Source organism: Methylophaga sp., from assembly GCF_030651745.1.
In genome coordinates this window covers 1-15,784 of sequence record NZ_JAUSCC010000127.1, presented here as the reverse complement: position 1 = coordinate 15,784, position 15,784 = coordinate 1, and the positions used below count along the sequence as shown (strand labels likewise).

General features: G+C 45.2%; 16 protein-coding genes and 1 rRNA gene. 2 read left to right on the top strand and 15 right to left on the bottom strand.

Annotated features, from left to right (window positions below; translation table 11 throughout):
- Positions 1–11 precede the first annotated feature (11 nt).
- The 5 genes from ribBA to glyA form a co-directional block, all read right to left on the bottom strand.
- Positions 12–1,118 carry a bifunctional 3,4-dihydroxy-2-butanone-4-phosphate synthase/GTP cyclohydrolase II gene (gene ribBA, locus Q7V21_RS14890; protein WP_304918034.1) on the bottom strand — a complete coding sequence of 369 codons (1,107 nt, stop codon included), beginning with the start codon at positions 1,116–1,118 and terminating at the stop codon, positions 12–14.
- On the bottom strand, positions 1,118–1,759 hold the full coding sequence (locus Q7V21_RS14885) for a riboflavin synthase (protein ID WP_304918033.1): 642 nt from the start codon (positions 1,757–1,759) through the stop codon (positions 1,118–1,120). The genes ribBA and Q7V21_RS14885 overlap by 1 nt, the downstream gene beginning before the upstream one ends.
- Before the next feature lie 3 nt (positions 1,760–1,762).
- The gene (gene ribD / locus Q7V21_RS14880) at positions 1,763–2,860 is read right to left on the bottom strand and encodes a bifunctional diaminohydroxyphosphoribosylaminopyrimidine deaminase/5-amino-6-(5-phosphoribosylamino)uracil reductase RibD (RefSeq protein ID WP_304918032.1); all 1,098 of its coding nucleotides are present in this window, start codon (positions 2,858–2,860) and stop codon (positions 1,763–1,765) included.
- A gap of 87 nt (positions 2,861–2,947) precedes the next feature.
- Positions 2,948–3,421 carry a transcriptional regulator NrdR gene (gene nrdR, locus Q7V21_RS14875; RefSeq protein WP_292361435.1) on the bottom strand — a complete coding sequence of 158 codons (474 nt, stop codon included), beginning with the start codon at positions 3,419–3,421 and terminating at the stop codon, positions 2,948–2,950.
- A 14-nt stretch (positions 3,422–3,435) separates the two neighbouring features.
- Positions 3,436–4,689 (bottom strand): serine hydroxymethyltransferase, encoded by a 1,254-nt coding sequence (glyA, locus tag Q7V21_RS14870; protein WP_304918031.1) that lies wholly within the window; start codon positions 4,687–4,689, stop codon positions 3,436–3,438.
- A gap of 105 nt (positions 4,690–4,794) precedes the next feature.
- On the opposite strand from glyA, the gene Q7V21_RS14865 reads away from it, so the two are divergent.
- Positions 4,795–5,658 (top strand): NAD(P)-dependent oxidoreductase, encoded by an 864-nt coding sequence (locus tag Q7V21_RS14865; protein WP_304918030.1) that lies wholly within the window; start codon positions 4,795–4,797, stop codon positions 5,656–5,658.
- A 56-nt stretch (positions 5,659–5,714) separates the two neighbouring features.
- Here Q7V21_RS14865 and Q7V21_RS14860 read toward each other — a convergent pair whose 3' ends face one another.
- The 9 genes from Q7V21_RS14860 to rho all read right to left on the bottom strand — a co-directional run bounded on the left by Q7V21_RS14860 (position 5,715) and on the right by rho (position 14,249).
- Positions 5,715–7,010, bottom strand: coding sequence for an adenylosuccinate synthase (locus Q7V21_RS14860; protein WP_304918029.1), 1,296 nt, complete (start codon positions 7,008–7,010; stop codon positions 5,715–5,717).
- Complete coding sequence (locus Q7V21_RS14855) at positions 7,003–8,193, bottom strand: ATP phosphoribosyltransferase regulatory subunit (RefSeq protein ID WP_304918028.1); 1,191 nt, start codon at positions 8,191–8,193, stop codon at positions 7,003–7,005. The genes Q7V21_RS14860 and Q7V21_RS14855 overlap by 8 nt, the downstream gene beginning before the upstream one ends.
- A gap of 5 nt (positions 8,194–8,198) precedes the next feature.
- Complete coding sequence (locus tag Q7V21_RS14850) at positions 8,199–8,396, bottom strand: DUF2065 domain-containing protein (protein ID WP_304918027.1); 198 nt, start codon at positions 8,394–8,396, stop codon at positions 8,199–8,201.
- Positions 8,396–9,265, bottom strand: a complete 870-nt coding sequence (gene hflC / locus Q7V21_RS14845) for a protease modulator HflC (RefSeq protein ID WP_304918026.1) — start codon at positions 9,263–9,265, stop codon at positions 8,396–8,398. The genes Q7V21_RS14850 and hflC overlap by 1 nt, the downstream gene beginning before the upstream one ends.
- A gap of 2 nt (positions 9,266–9,267) precedes the next feature.
- Positions 9,268–10,470, bottom strand: coding sequence for an FtsH protease activity modulator HflK (hflK, locus tag Q7V21_RS14840; protein ID WP_304918025.1), 1,203 nt, complete (start codon positions 10,468–10,470; stop codon positions 9,268–9,270).
- 93 nt (positions 10,471–10,563) lie between these two features.
- Positions 10,564–11,709 (bottom strand): ribosome rescue GTPase HflX, encoded by a 1,146-nt coding sequence (gene hflX / locus Q7V21_RS14835; RefSeq protein ID WP_304918024.1) that lies wholly within the window; start codon positions 11,707–11,709, stop codon positions 10,564–10,566.
- 13 nt (positions 11,710–11,722) lie between these two features.
- Positions 11,723–11,947, bottom strand: coding sequence for an RNA chaperone Hfq (gene hfq / locus Q7V21_RS14830; RefSeq protein ID WP_226070451.1), 225 nt, complete (start codon positions 11,945–11,947; stop codon positions 11,723–11,725).
- A gap of 74 nt (positions 11,948–12,021) precedes the next feature.
- The gene (gene miaA / locus Q7V21_RS14825; protein ID WP_304918076.1) at positions 12,022–12,939 is read right to left on the bottom strand and encodes a tRNA (adenosine(37)-N6)-dimethylallyltransferase MiaA; all 918 of its coding nucleotides are present in this window, start codon (positions 12,937–12,939) and stop codon (positions 12,022–12,024) included.
- 50 nt (positions 12,940–12,989) lie between these two features.
- Positions 12,990–14,249 (bottom strand): transcription termination factor Rho, encoded by a 1,260-nt coding sequence (gene rho, locus Q7V21_RS14820; protein ID WP_069295999.1) that lies wholly within the window; start codon positions 14,247–14,249, stop codon positions 12,990–12,992.
- A 250-nt stretch (positions 14,250–14,499) separates the two neighbouring features.
- On the opposite strand from rho, the gene Q7V21_RS14815 reads away from it, so the two are divergent.
- The gene (locus Q7V21_RS14815) at positions 14,500–15,060 is read left to right on the top strand and encodes a Slp family lipoprotein (RefSeq protein WP_304918023.1); all 561 of its coding nucleotides are present in this window, start codon (positions 14,500–14,502) and stop codon (positions 15,058–15,060) included.
- 621 nt (positions 15,061–15,681) lie between these two features.
- Here Q7V21_RS14815 and rrf read toward each other — a convergent pair.
- A 5S ribosomal RNA gene (gene rrf / locus Q7V21_RS14810) occupies positions 15,682–15,784 on the bottom strand; the annotation flags it as partial.

Sequence of the window (15,784 nt, the reverse complement as noted above, 5' to 3'; positions counted from 1 at the left end):
CTGATCCCGGCTCAGTCTTCTAAATAACCGGTTAATTCGAGACCAAATCCAGACACACCGGTCAGTTTAGTCGGCGTGCCGATAACCCGCATTTTACGCACGCCAAGATCCGCCAGAATCTGTGCGCCGACACCGAAGGTTCTTAAATCCCAACTGGCTTTGAACGGTGCGGCTTCACCTTGATCCTGCTGCTGGTAACGGGCAATTTTTGCGGCCAGCTGTTTATTCTGTTCAGGTTGGCGCAGTACCACTAAAACCCCTTTACCCGCCTGCTGAATGCGACGCATCACATCAGGTAAAGGCCAATGAGTAGGTTCGCGTTTTGATGCCAGTAAATCACCCAAGGGATCGGCCATATGTACTCGCACCAAGGTTTCCTGTTCGGCCTCAATATCACCGTAAACCAGCGCCAGATGGGTCTGGCCGTTTACATCATCCTGATAACTATGCAAGGTGAAATCACCATATTCTGTCGGAAACTTACAGGTCGACATGGCTTTGATAGTCATTTCATTTTGCAGGCGGTAGCTGATTAAATCCGCGATAGTGCCGATTTTCAGCTGATGTGTTTCAGCAAATATCTCCAGATCCGGGCGTCGTGCCATACTGCCATCATCATTAAGTATTTCAACGATAACGGCCGCTGGCGTGCAACCAGCCAAATATGCCAGATCACAACCGGCTTCAGTATGACCAGCGCGAGTTAATACCCCACCCGGTTGCGCTTTTAATGGAAAGATATGTCCGGGTTGCACCAGATCTTCCGGTTTAGCATTGGTAGCAACTGCTTTTTGGATCGTTAAAGCACGGTCAGCTGCAGAAATACCGGTAGTCACCCCTTCAGCAGCTTCAATCGAAACAGTGAAATTGGTAGCATACGGGGTTTGGTTATCAGTCACCATTAATGGCAAACGCAACTGACGGCAACGATCTTCCGTTAATGTCAGGCAAATCAGTCCACGACCAAATTTAGCCATAAAGTTAACAGCTTCAGCACTCACCTTATCGGCAGCCATTACTAAATCGCCTTCGTTCTCGCGATCTTCGTCATCCATAATGATGACCATTTTGCCTTGTTTCAGATCATCTATGATCTCTTGGGTACTATTGATTTGCATTAACGGATATAACCATGTTGTGAGAGAAAATCCCGGCTGATGTTAGTGCCGGTATGAGGCTGTAAACGCTCCAGATAACGGGCAATCAGATCGACTTCCAGATTGACCTTGGTACCTGTTTGATAATGTTTAATGATGGTTTCTTCGAGAGTATGCGGAATGATATTGATATCAAAACCACCCTCAAAAACGCCATTGACTGTCAGACTGACCCCATCAATGGTAATAGAGCCTTTTTCTGCAATATAGCGTTCCAGTGCTGCAGGCACTTTTATTTTGTATTGCCATGAGCGCGCCGAGGCTGTTTTACTGATTACTTCACCTAAACCATCGACATGCCCGCTAACCATATGACCACCTAAACGATCCCCAACGGCAAGGGCTTTCTCAAGATTGGCTTCACTACCCGTTTTTAATTGTCCCAAACTGGTACGCTGCAACGTTTCCTGGGAAACATCAAACTGTACACTTCTGGCCGCCATTTCCACTACGGTCAAACACACTCCGTTCACCGCGATGCTATCGCCCAGTTTGACGTCCGACAGATCCAGTTTCGCAGAATCAATATGCAAGCGAATATCGCCGCCTACTGATTGCAGTGATTTGAGCTGGCCGACAGCCGCAATAATACCTGTGAACATGAATTAAAAAGCCTCGTTGTATTGGGGTTTAGCGGTAATCCGCCAGTCATTTCCAACGGCACGAATATCGGTGATCTGCAGTTGAATATTCTGTGCCATATATTCCATACCCGGTAGATGAAAAACCGCCCGAGCAGCATCTCCCATCAGTTTAGGAGCAACATAAAAAATCATTTCATCAATTAATTGTGAGCGTAACAATGCGCCGTTCAATACTGCCCCAGCTTCAACCATGACTTCATTAATTTCTCGCTTGGCTAATACCGATAGCATGCCACTTAAATCCACCTGATTATTTGGCGCAGGCAAAACAATGGTCTCAACATCCTCACGCACCATGCGATCGCAGGCGGTGAACAGCAATACTTTTTCATCATTAAGAATTTGTGCATTGGCTGGCATACGCAATTCACTATCAACGATGACTTTTAACGGTTGGCGTATAGCCTCTCCATCAGGATACCAATCACCAACATGTCGAACATTTAACAATGGGTCATCAGCGATAACCGTGCCAACACCGGTAACAATCGCTGAACTGCGGGCTCTGAGTTTTTGCACATCAGCCCGCGCTTCGGGACCTGTTATCCATTTGCTTTCGCCTGAAGCCATTGCCGTGCGCCCATCAAGGCTCATCGCCATTTTACTTCGCACATAAGGTCTGCCTATGCGCATACGTTGAATAAAACCCGGATTTAATTGTTCAGCCTGAGAGGTCAGAATTCCGAGATGGACTTCAATACCAGCTTGCTTAATACGCTGCAGCCCGGTACCAGACACAATTGGATTGGGATCAGTCATTGCCACAAATAAACGTTTAATGCCGGCTCGTATCAGTGCATCGGCGCAAGGTGGGGTGCGGCCAAAATGGCTGCAGGGTTCCAGAGTCACATAACAATCTGCGCCCTCCGCATCATGTCCTGCATCGTGTAAAGCATTGATTTCTGCGTGCGCTTCACCGGCGCGATGATGCCAGCCCTGGCCGATCACCTGATCATTTTTGACAATGACACAACCTACCCGCGGATTGGGATCTGCGGTGTATAAACCTTTCCAGGCCAGTTGTATTGCCTGTGCCATAAATTGTTCGTGTTGGCTCATTGGGTTTGCCTCCACAGATGATCTTTTACATTGATTGTAATCGCATTCGAATGATGCGTTTGCATAAACTGCAGCTGACTTTTAAATTCAGCTGTCTTTATCAGATAAAGCACGATTTTCCATACGTTCGATCTCTTCCCGAAACGCATTCACATCCTGAAAACTACGGTAGACAGAAGCAAAGCGCACATACGCGACTTCATCAAGTTCACGTAACGCATCCATGACCCAGTCTCCCACCAGACGGCTTTGCACTTCTCTTTCACCCGTGGCCCATAAGCGCCGGGTAATGGCTTTTACTGCATTATCAATAGCATCAATACTGACCGGACGTTTTTCAAGTGCACGCATAATGCCGGCACGTAATTTATTTTCGTCAAACGCTTCCCGGGTTGCATCACGTTTGATCAACCGTGGCAGACTCAGCTCAGCCGTTTCGTAAGTGGTAAAACGTTCATTGCATTCCTGACACATGCGACGACGTCGAATCGCATCCCCCTCGGAAGAGAGACGCGAGTCGACGACTTTTGAGTCTTCAGCTCCGCAAAACGGGCAGCGCATCAGTCAGCACAAACTTATGAGTAAACTGGCAGACGTTTGCAGATAGTCGTTACTTTGTCACGAATAGCCGCGATCACTTTTTCATCACCATGGCTGTCAATGACATCACACATCCAGCCAGCCAACTCGGTGCAATCCTGTTCACTAAAGCCGCGAGTCGTTACTGCAGGCGTACCGACACGAATACCAGAAGTAACGAACGGTGATTGTGGATCATTCGGCACGGCATTTTTATTGACCGTAATGTGCGCATCTCCCAACCATGCATCGACTTCTTTACCGGTCAGACCTGCTTCAATAAAGCTGACCAGAAACAGATGGTCATCGGTACCTTTAGATACCACGTCATAACCCCGAGCCATAAAGACTTTAGCCATGGCTTGAGCATTCTTGATAACTTGTTGCTGGTAAGTCTTGAACTCAGGCAACATGGCTTCTTTGAACGCAACAGCTTTGGCTGCGATCACATGCATCAACGGACCACCCTGGAAACCCGGGAATACCGCTGAGTTTAATTTTTTCTCAATTTCGGGATTCGACTTGGCCAGAATCAGACCACCACGCGGGCCTCTTAAGGTTTTATGGGTTGTTGTGGTTGTCACATCAGCGATCTGTACTGGATTTGGATAGAGCCCTGCAGCGACCAGTCCGGCGACGTGCGCCATATCAACCAACAGATAAGCGCCGACTGAATCCGCGATATCGCGGAATTTTTGCCAATCGATAATACGTGAGTATGCAGAAAAACCAGCAACAATCATTTTTGGCTGGTGTTCTTTGGCCAGTTGTTCCACTTCACTGTAATCAATTTCGCCGGTATCACTGCTAATGCCATAGGCAAAAGAATTATAGATTTTGCCTGATGCACTGACTTTAGCACCATGGGTTAAATGACCACCATGTGCCAGACTCATGCCCAGAATCGTATCGCCGGGTTGCAACAGCGCCAGATAAACCGCAGCATTGGCTTGTGAACCAGAATGCGGTTGCACATTGGCGTAATCAGCACCAAACAAAGCTTTCGCCCGTTCAATCGCCAGATCTTCCGCTGTATCAACGTGTTCACAACCGCCATAATAACGTTTGCCGGGATAACCTTCTGCGTATTTGTTGGTTAACAATGAGCCCTGAGCTTCCATTACCCGTGGGCTGGTATAGTTCTCAGAAGCGATTAATTCGATATGATCTTCCTGACGTTGTTCTTCAGCAGAAATTGCCTGAAACAACTCGTCATCAAAATCAGCGATGCTCATGTTTTTTTTGTACACAGTTTTCCCCTGTAGCGGCTGTAAATGCCCGCATATTGTATCCCACAACGCACGCAGCATCTATGTAAGAATAGATTTTTTAGTGAAACAAAATCGGAGTCCGATATGAAAATAGCCATTCTTGGTGGTGGCCTGATGGGCAATGCTTTGGCAGAACACCTCCTCAAGCAGAAATGTGAGTTGAGCATCTACAACCGAAGTATTGAAAAGATCACAGATTTAAGCGCACAAGGTGCACGAATCTGTACGACGGCCAGCGAAGCTGTTCAGCAAAGTGAGCTGGTTATGTTGCTGCTCAGCGATGCCGATGCCATTGCCAGCGTATTGGACAATGTGGATCCTGCCGCTTTTGCTGACAGACTGTTTATCCAGATGGGTACCATTGCGCCAGAACAATCTCAGCATATTGAAACTCAGTTGAACAGTGTCGGCGCAAACTATCTAGAATGTCCGGTATTAGGCAGCTTACCGGAAGCGCGTAGTGGCAAACTGATTCTAATGGCTGCGGGACCAGAAGATAGTTACCGTTCAGCCTTGCCGCTATTGAAGTTAATAGGTGAAACACCACGTTATATCGGTGAAACCGGACAAGGCGCTGCCGTTAAGTTAGCAATGAACCAGTTAATTGCCGGACTCACTGCGACATTTTCGCTCAGTCTGGCCATGATTGAAGAACATCAGATTGATGTTGAGCAGTTTATGCAGATTGTGCGTGAGAGTGCGCTTTATGCTGCGACTTTTGATAAAAAACTGGAACGTATGCTCAATCGCAACTTCAGTGATCCGAATTTCCCCACCAAACATCTGGCAAAAGATACTCGTTTGTTTCTCGAAGTCGGTGAAAAGCTGCGACTGGATACCACTGCTTTGCAAGGCATTAGTCGATTACTGGATAAAGCCATGGCTATGGGTATGGAAAATACCGACTATTCAGCACTCTATGCCGCAATTTCGCCGGACAGAAAATAACCCGTAAACAAAAACGCCCTTGTTACGAGGGCGTTTTAATCTGACTGTTTTTTTAATTAAATACTGAATAAATCCCGACGAATAATCGTTTCACAACGATCCGGGCCAGTCGAAATAATATCGATCGGTACGCCAGCCAGCTCTTGTATTTTATTGATATAGTTCCGCGCATTCTCTGGCAATGCATCAAACTCGGTAATACCCAAAGTTGAATCCTGCCAACCAGGCATATCAATATAAACCGGTTCACAACCTTCAAATTCATCGGCGCTCAATGGCAGAATAGTAACTTCTTCGCCATTACGTTTATAGCCTACACATAAACGAATGGTTTCCAGCCCATCCAAAACATCAAGTTTGGTCAAGCATAAGCCAGTAATACTGTTAATCCAACTGGCGCGGTTTAAAGCCACCATGTCCAGCCAACCACAACGGCGATCACGTCCGGTAGTCGAACCTTTTTCATGCCCTCTTACCGAAAGATGTTTGCCAATACCACAGCTTAATTCTGACGGGAATGGACCAGCACCAACGCGGGTTGCATAGGCTTTGGTAATGCCCAGTACATAATCAATATGACAAGGCCCGACACCAGCACCGGTGGCACTGCCACCGGCAGTAGTATTAGATGAGGTTACATAAGGATAAGTACCATGATCGATATCCAGCAATGCACCTTGTGCACCTTCAAACATCACTCGATCCCCATTGAGATAATACTGCTGCAGCATCGCCGGAATATCGGCAATCATCGGCAGCAATACATCACGCATAGCGAGCGTTTCGTCACGTACCTGCTCAAAACTGACTGGCGCTGCCTGATAGTAATTAATCAGGGCAAAGTTATGGAAACTCACAACTTCACGCAGTTTTTCCACAAACTTTTGTTCGTTAACCAGATCACCGAGACGCAGGCCCCGACGTGCCACTTTATCTTCATATGCTGGGCCAATACCACGACCGGTCGTGCCGATCGCATCTTTACCACGACGTGATTCTCTGGCAACGTCTAAAGCGACGTGATAAGGCAAAATCAGCGGACAGGCAGCACTGATTTTCAGACGCTGACGTACCGGAATACCATTGGCTTCCAGCTCGTTCATTTCCTTGATTAATGCCTCTGGTGACAGCACGACGCCATTACCAATCAGGCATTGAACATGTTCACGTAAAATGCCTGAAGGAATCAGGTGCAGAATAGTCTTCTTACCTTCGATAACCAGAGTATGCCCGGCATTGTGTCCGCCTTGAAAGCGCACTACAGCGGAAACACTGTCGGTCAGCAAGTCAACGACTTTACCTTTACCCTCATCACCCCATTGGGAACCGATTACTACAATATTTTTAACCACGCGTGTTATTTCCTGTATCGACCACTTGCCAGCGGCCATCTTGTTGAACCAATGTTTTTTCGGTGTGTATTGTGCTGCCAGGTAAAGCAAAAACCACAATATTACCCTGTTCCCGTAAGCTTTCAACCATATCCAGCTGAGTTTGATCGGAAGACCAATTAGCTGTAATCAACTGCCGTTTTTCTGTGGGTTTGGGAAAGCTGGTAACCAGTTTTTTCAAATCCAGACTAAATCCGGTAGCAGGCTGGGCATGACCAAAATCTTGTCCGATATCATCATATCGTCCACCCAGTGCAATGGCTTGTGCTGAATTTGATTGATAGGCAGCAAACACCACACCAGTATGGTAGTGATAGCCCCGTAGCTCAGCCAGATCAAAATTCAAATTAATACCAGATAAGCGCTGTTGCGACATATCAGCCAAGCTGTTTAATGTTTCCAACGCCTGTAAAACCGATGCCGGTGCATCTTTCAGGATCTGCTTTGCCTTATCCAGCACTTCCACGCCACCATTCAATTCAGATAATGCCAGCAGCATGTTTTTCGCTGGTTCATCAATGGCATAGCTGGACAATAAACTTTCGATTTCTGGCAATGCCTTGCGTTGCATCGCAGAGAAAAGTGCTTGCTCCTGTTCATCATCCAATTGAGCAAAATCGGCTAAACCACGGTAAATGCCTACATGGCCTATATCTAAAGAAATAGATCCGGCAACACCACTGATTTTGAGTAATTCAAGCATCAGCTGAATGCTTTCCATATCACTTTCCGGCCCAGCATGGCCGTAAATTTCAGCACCTAATTGGATCGGATTCCGCGAACTCGCCTGGCCCGCAGGCAAGGTATGTAAAACACTGCCGATGTAGCATAGTCGTAAAACATCTGAATTATCCCGCAGGCGATGTGCTGCGATTCTAGCCACTTGTGGCGTCATATCGGCACGGATACCAAGCAAGCGTCCAGATAGCTGGTCAATCAGTTTAAAGGTTTGTAAATCGAGTGTTTTAGCGGTACCTGTAAGTAATGAATCCAGGTATTCAACTAAAGGCGGGACCACAAGTTGATATCCCCAACTTTGCATGCGATCCACTAACAGGCGATGCATTCTTTCCAGCTGGGCAGCTTCTTCCGGCATTAATTCATCGATGCCCTCAGGGAGCAACCAACTTTCTTTTAATGTCATGTAAATTAATTAACCCAATATAAAATCAGCAAACCTGACACCATGCTGAGCAATCCTGTTATGCGCAATTGCTGATCAGTCATGGTGACAATTTGCAGTAAGGCCCGCCTTAATGCTGCGGGATTAATAAAAGGTAAAACCCCTTCAATAATCAGCATTAATGCGGTGGCGAGCCATAAGCTGTGGATTAGCGACTCACTCACTAGTCCAGTATATTCAAGTCACTGAAACTGCTGAAAAAATCACCTTTTGGTTCAATGACCAGCAAATCATCCCCTTGGAAAATATGCTGATAGGCGCCTAAACGACGATAGAAAGAATAAAACGATGTATTCTGACCATAGGCATCTGCATAAATTTGGGTAGCTGTAGCATCACCTTCACCACGCAACATTTCAGACTGACGATTGGCTTCTGCCAAAATAACGGTTCTTTGTCTGTCAGCATCTGAACGGATTTTTTCAGCTTCTTCCGCACCACGCGAGCGTAGATCTTTAGCAACCCGTTCACGTTCAGCTTCCATACGGGTGTAAACGGATGAACTGACTTCGGTAGGTAAATCGATACGTTTAATACGAACGTTGACGACTTCAATACCAAATTCATTGGCAATGCGATTTGCCTCGTCCATCAAGCCACTGACCATGACAGAACGTTCACCGGAAACCACTTCCTGAATGGTGCGACGACCAAATTCTGCACGCAGTCCGTCTTTGATGATTTGCGATAAACGCAGCTTAGCGCTTTCTTCATCTCCACCCATTGAGGTGAAGTAGTCTGCGACATTAGAAACACGCCATAAGATAAAGGAATCGACGATAACGTTCTTCTTTTCACCTGTCAGATAACGAGCAGGTGTGGCATCCAGACTCAGAATCCGTCCATCAAAACGGCGCACTTCATTTACAAAGGGAATTTTAAAATGAATACCGGGTTCAAAGTCAGCTTTTTCAATTTGACCTAAACGCAGCAAAATCACGCGTTCACGTTCATCAACAAAAAAGATGGCAGAACTTAGCGTGATCAGTGCCAATACAATAATAAAGATCATTGCTGTAAATCTAGAACTCATGATTAACGTCCTCCCCTGCTACGTGAGCCATCTTGAGCTGATGAGCTCGATGACGTTTGGGGGTTATTGGTAGTCGGATAATTTAAATTATTTAAATCTACGCGGGGTGCGCTACTGCCACGCATTTTATCCAGTGGTAAGTAGAGAACATTATTACCGCCACTATCCACGTCAACCATGACTTTTTGACTGCGACTGTAAACAGCTTCCATCGCATCAATATATAGACGTTCCTGAGTAATTAAAGGCGCTTTTTCGTATTCGGTCATAACCTGCACGAAACGACTTGCTTCACCGTTTGCCTTGGCGACAACCTGACTTTTATAAGCCTCAGCTTCCTGAATAACACGGAAAGCCTGACCACGTGCACGTGGAATTATATCGTTGGAATAGGCTTCTGCCTCATTCTTGGCACGAACTTCATCTTCACGAGCTTTAACCACATCAGCAAAGGCATCTTGAACCTGCTCAGGTGGCTGAACATCCTGCATACTGACGCTGGTTACTGTTAAGCCTGTTGCATGGGCATCCAACATTGCTTGCAAACGTTGCTCAGTACGGGTTGCCACTTCACTACGTCCTTCAGTTAAAACAAAGTCCATAGTTGATTGACCAACCACTTCACGAACAGCACTTTCCATCATCTGACGCAAAATGGTGTCAGGCGTACGAACGTTGAAAAGATATTCTGCGGCATCGTTGATTCGGTATTGACCAGCAATTTTCAAATCCACAATGTTTTCGTCATTGGTCAACATCAGCGACTCAGACAACACATTGCTTTCTGGACGTCCGCCGCTTGAGCGATAACCGATTTCGACAGAACGGATTTTTGCGACATCAACCACTTCAACCCGATCTATAGGGTAAGGGAAATGCCAATGCGGCCCTGGCATGGATGTATGGCTATATTGGCCAAAACGCAACACAACGCCTCTTTCCGCAGGTTCAACAATGTATATACCGGAAAGCAGCCATACCAACAAAATAATGGCGGCAATTAATCCTGCTCCAACTGAGCCTGCCTTATTGCCACCTTCTGGAGGTGAGGTATTATTACCACCGCCACTATTGCCTCCAAACATTCCGGCAAATTTACGCTGCAGATTTTTTACAACTTCATCAAGATCGGGGGGGCCATCATTACCACCACCACGCTTACCCCAAGGGTCTTTATCACCACTACCGGGTTCGTTCCAAGCCATGTACCGCTCCAAAAATTAATTTATGATTTTCAATATGGGAACCGAATGAATCTATTTTACGGACATGGGTGCCGATAGCAACCAAAAGTCCTCTTAATTGACTGATTCAATCGCTGAGAGTTGCTCCGGAAAATATTCTTGTAATGCCAATCTAAGCAGATCTAAGCCTTCACCCGTTTGGGCAGAAAGCCAAATGCGCCGAATTTTTCCTTGCTGATCTCTTTCAAGTTTTGGCTGAACGTTTTCTAAGCGGTCAATTTTATTATAAATAATCAATTGCGGCAGTTCATCAGCGCCAATTTGCTGTAACACATCATCAACATGCTTCATCAATTCGTCTCTATCTAGCGCTGCAGCATCAACCACATGCAACAGTAACGATGCATCGCGGGTTTCTTCCAGAGTTGAACTGAATGACTCAACCAAATCATGCGGTAATTGACGGATAAATCCCACCGTATCAGCTAAAATCAAAGGCTCTGTATCGGCTATCCGGAATCGACGTAACGTGGGATCCAAGGTGGCAAATAAACGATCATCAGCATAGACATCGGATGCTGTCATTCGGTTAAACAACGTAGATTTCCCCACGTTGGTATATCCCACTAAAGAGACAACCGGGACACCGGCACGTTGTCTGGAACGTCGCCCCTGGTCACGTTGAGAACGGACTTTTTCAAGTCGCTTTTTAAGTGATTTAATACGTTGACCTAACAGTCGTCTATCGGTTTCCAGCTGTGTTTCACCAGGACCACGTAAACCAATACCACCTTTTTGTCTTTCCAAGTGAGTCCAACCACGCACTAATCTGGTAGAAAGGTGTTGTAACTGTGCTAACTCGACCTGCAACTTACCTTCATGCGATCGCGCTCTGCGGGCAAAAATATCCAGTATCAGACCAGTTCGGCCTAAAACACGGCATTTAAGACGTTGTTCGAGATTACGTTCCTGACTGGGAGAAAGTTCATGGTTAAAAATAACCACAGCCGCATCATTTGCAGCAACTAATTCAGCTATCTCTTCCACTTTACCGGTACCAGCAAAATATTTGGAATCCGGCCGTTGACGTTTACCATGTACCACGGCTGAGATGTTGGCCCCTGTTGAATTAACCAGTTCAAGAAATTCTTGCTGGGTTTCATCAAAACCGCGGTCATTAAAATCGAGATGTACTAAAACTACCGATTCTTGTTCGGCATTTTCTTCAAAAGCAGCATTGCTATCGGGCCTGTCAAACAATCAATAAACTCCCTTATTCATCTTGAGTTATCTGAACATTTCTTGCAGGAACAATGGTTGAAATTGCATGTTTGTAAACCATCTGATTAACGGAGTTTTTCAACAAAATTACAAATTGATCAAAAGAGTCAATTTGACCCTGTAATTTAATACCGTTTACCAGATAAATTGAAACTGGAACATTTTCGCGACGTAATGCGTTCAAAAAAGGATCCTGCAAGGATTGGGCTTTAGCCATTGTCGACTCCATCATTGTTATTATTGTTAAAACGCTAAGGTGTAACAGGCATTCTAAAAGGCTGCGCGGAATCGTCAAGCATTATCGGATTCTGCTAATGTCGAGCGAACAAATTCCAATACTTGTTTGCCCGGCAAATCTTTACCACTATCAAACCAGACACCATCATTTTGGGCACGCAACCAAGTTAATTGGCGTTTCGCCATTTGTCTGGTGGCGATGATGGCTTTTTCAATAAAAGTTGTTTCATCATAGTCACCATTGAGAAAAGACCAAGCTTGTCTATAACCAACTGCGCGAATTGATGGAAGTGCAGCATGCAAATCCCCGCGTGCTCGAAGTTCTTTCACTTCTTCAATAAATCCTGCATGCATCATCATCTGATAGCGTTTTGCTATGCGTTGATGCAGGATTTTCCTATCAAATGGCGACAGAATAATTTTAATAACTCTGTATGGCAGCACAAAGTCTGAATGTTGCGTTAACTCCGTAAGCGATTTCCCTGAAACCTCATATACCTCCAACGCTCGTAACAATCGCTGTGGATCATTGACATGGATCCGCATAGCAGAGACAGGGTCAACTTCACTTAACCGTTGATGCAAGTATGGTAAACCGAATTGCTTAAGTTCTTGCTCAAGCCGTGCTCTGACATTAGGGTCGGCTTCTGGTAATTCAGCAATACCATACTGTAATGTTTTGAAATACAGCATGGTGCCGCCCACAAGTAAGGGAATCTTGCCACGCTTGGTAATATCAGCCATTAAAGCTAATGCGTCTTGACGAAACCGACCTGCCGAATAGCTCTGTTGGGGATCAATAATATCAACTAAATGATGCGGAAATTGCTGCAGCGTCTTTGCGTCAGGCTTGGCCGTACCGATATTCATTTGCTTGTATATAAGCGCTGAGTCGACACTAATAATTTCTACTGGCAGGTTCTGAGCCAGAAATATTGCCAAATCAGTTTTACCAGCGGCCGTTGGGCCCATCAAAAAAATTGCCGGAGGTACTGCGGCCAAGCCTTTCAACAAATTTATATTTAACCTTGTTTCATTGAGTCAAAAAACTCAACATTGGTTTTAGTTGATTTCAGGCGATCCATAAGGAATTCCATCGCTTCGATTGGTTCCATTGGTGCAAGGATTTTCCGAAGGATCCACAGTTTCTGCAAGTCTTCTTCATTGGTCAGTAACTCTTCACGACGAGTACCTGAACGGGTGACATTAATAGCAGGGTAAATACGACGGTCGGCTAATTTACGTTCGAGCAATACTTCCATATTACCCGTGCCTTTAAATTCTTCGAAAATAACTTCATCCATCCGCGAGCCAGTTTCAATCAATGCGGTCGCAATAATCGTCAGACTGCCACCTTCTTCAATGTTTCTGGCTGCACCGAAGAAACGTTTTGGACGTTGCAACGCATTTGCATCTACACCACCGGTTAAAACCTTACCTGAAGAAGGTGATACCGTATTGTAAGCCCGCGCCAAACGTGTGATTGAATCCAGCAGAATAACCACATCATGTTTATGTTCTACCAAACGTTTAGCTTTTTCGATAACCATTTCTGCTACTTGCACATGACGCGTTGCAGGTTCATCAAAAGTACTGGAAACCACTTCGCCTTTAACAGACCGTTGCATTTCGGTTACTTCTTCAGGGCGTTCATCGATTAGTAATACGATTAATGTACTTTCAGGATAATTACTGGCAATCGACTGAGCGATTGATTGTAAAATCATAGTTTTACCGGACTTTGGTGGTGCAACAACCAATCCGCGCTGGCCTTTACCAATTGGTGAGGCCAAATCGATTATACGAGCAGTTAAATCTTCAGTGCTGCCATTACCACGCTCGAGATTGAAACGTTCGTTGGCGAATAGCGGCGTCAAATTTTCAAATGGGACTTTATTGCGTGAATTCTCAGGTTTTTCATAGTTGATTTCATCAACTTTTACCAAGGCAAAATAACGTTCGCTATCTTTTGGAGGACGAATTTTTCCCTTTATTGTATCGCCAGTTCGTAAGTGAAAACGACGAATCTGACTTGGAGATACATAGATATCATCAGGGCCGGCAACGTATGAGTCTTCAGGGGATCGTAAGAATCCAAAACCATCTGGTAATAATTCCAAAACACCGGTGGTATATACATCATCACCCTGTTTGGCATGCGCTTTAACCAACGCAAAAATAAGTTCTTGCTTTCGATTTCGGGCTAAGCCCTCGAGATTCATGGAGAGAGCGAGTTCCATTAATTCAGCAGCGGACTGCCTTTTTAGTTCTGTCAGATTCATGTATTACCTAAAATGGGTTTTTATCAGAATTGCCTTGAATGCGCGTGGAGAACGCGTATGTATGAAGTTTGGGAGATTAAACTGGAAAATTGCCAGCAAGAATATCAGTAATAATTAAACCCGTCCAGCATTTTTGGGAAAAACATCCCTAATCTGCAAAAGTAAATATTTGTAAATGATTAATCAATGAAACTTATACTATAGGTGATGTGTTCTAATTGACTAAAAATCACTTTTAATGAGGTCATTAATGAAATTACTATCCGGGTTTGTCATGGCAAATCTATTGCTCGTTCTTTTGTCTGGCTGCAGTAATGTTCCCAAACAAATCAGTACGGCACCAGTCGATGATCTTCAGCTTAACGAAATCAAAGGCCAAGTTGATAGTTTCTCTAATCGGCAAGTTCGTTGGGGCGGTGAAGTAGTCAGCGTTGAAAACAATAATGACGCTTCAATCATACAAGTCGTTCAATACCCACTTAATCATTACGGCAAACCGATTACCAATCAATCCAGTGATGGTCGATTTCTAGCTAAAACAACCGAGTTCATTGATCCCGTAGTTTATAAGGAAGGGACATTATTGACTTTCAGCGGGACTTTGGACGGAGAAGCGGTACGCATGGTGGATAAAAAAGAATTAACCATGCCAGTGCTTAATGTTTCAAATATGTACAAATGGCAGCCATATCGTACTGTACAAAGAGATCCATTTTATGACCCTTTCTACTATAACGGTTTCTCCCCCTATTACGGCTATTATAATAGGTATTGGTACCATCCAAGATTTGGTTATCGGTATTACTATTAAATTACCTCGATCTGGCTAACAGGACACAGATGTAGTTGTGACTACTTGTAATCGCTTATAGCTTTTGAGAAGTAAAAACAGACCACTGCGTTCAAGCAGATCACCCACTCACTCCAGATAATAAAAAAGGCCAGCCCTGAGCTAGCTCTCTGTTTCGAGCTACTTTGATGAGGTGCATCCATGCACCTCACTCTTCGGGCGCCTTCGCGTCCAAAAACACTTATCTCCATGGATGGAGTGTATGCAGAAGCAATGCCGGGAGCATTACCTGTCCCGGTGTTTTTGTCACATGGGTCGTTCCCCTGCTCAAGAAAGAGCAATCCCAAACCTCAAGACAAAAAGATACCCGGGCCTCTATGAGGACCGGGTATCTTTTCGTATTAAAGCCTGGCAGTTATTCACATGGATGTGATGTATGCCGATAACGCAGGATGCAGTTATCGGTGACCTACTTAGATGAAGTGCATCCATGCACTTCACCCTGCGGGCAGCTAGCGCTGTCCATTTTTGCTCCTGGTAAAAATGTCACATGGGGTGTTGCCATGCTCAGGCAAGAACACCACCAGTGTTAAATATAAAAAAAGCCACCCCTATCGGAGTGGCCTTTTCTATTATATTAAAGCCTGGCAGTGACCTACTTTCACATGGGAACTCCCACACTATCATCGGCGCTGAGCTGTTTCACTTCTGTGTTCGGGATGGGAACAGGTGGTGCCAACTCGCT

Coding starts and splice junctions, on each gene's coding strand:
- miaA (WP_304918076.1), bottom strand. CDS start 12,939: ATGGGCCCAACGGCCGCTGGTAAAACTGATTTGGCAATATTTCTGGCT.
- ribBA (WP_304918034.1), bottom strand. CDS start 1,118: ATGCAAATCAATAGTACCCAAGAGATCATAGATGATCTGAAACAAGGC.
- ribD (WP_304918032.1), bottom strand. CDS start 2,860: ATGAGCCAACACGAACAATTTATGGCACAGGCAATACAACTGGCCTGG.
- hfq (WP_226070451.1), bottom strand. CDS start 11,947: ATGGCTAAAGCCCAATCCTTGCAGGATCCTTTTTTGAACGCATTACGT.
- Q7V21_RS14815 (WP_304918023.1), top strand. CDS start 14,500: ATGAAATTACTATCCGGGTTTGTCATGGCAAATCTATTGCTCGTTCTT.
- Q7V21_RS14855 (WP_304918028.1), bottom strand. CDS start 8,193: ATGACATTAAAAGAAAGTTGGTTGCTCCCTGAGGGCATCGATGAATTA.
- hflK (WP_304918025.1), bottom strand. CDS start 10,470: ATGGCTTGGAACGAACCCGGTAGTGGTGATAAAGACCCTTGGGGTAAG.
- Q7V21_RS14885 (WP_304918033.1), bottom strand. CDS start 1,759: ATGTTCACAGGTATTATTGCGGCTGTCGGCCAGCTCAAATCACTGCAA.
- hflC (WP_304918026.1), bottom strand. CDS start 9,265: ATGAGTTCTAGATTTACAGCAATGATCTTTATTATTGTATTGGCACTG.
- rho (WP_069295999.1), bottom strand. CDS start 14,249: ATGAATCTGACAGAACTAAAAAGGCAGTCCGCTGCTGAATTAATGGAA.
- Q7V21_RS14865 (WP_304918030.1), top strand. CDS start 4,795: ATGAAAATAGCCATTCTTGGTGGTGGCCTGATGGGCAATGCTTTGGCA.
- nrdR (WP_292361435.1), bottom strand. CDS start 3,421: ATGCGCTGCCCGTTTTGCGGAGCTGAAGACTCAAAAGTCGTCGACTCG.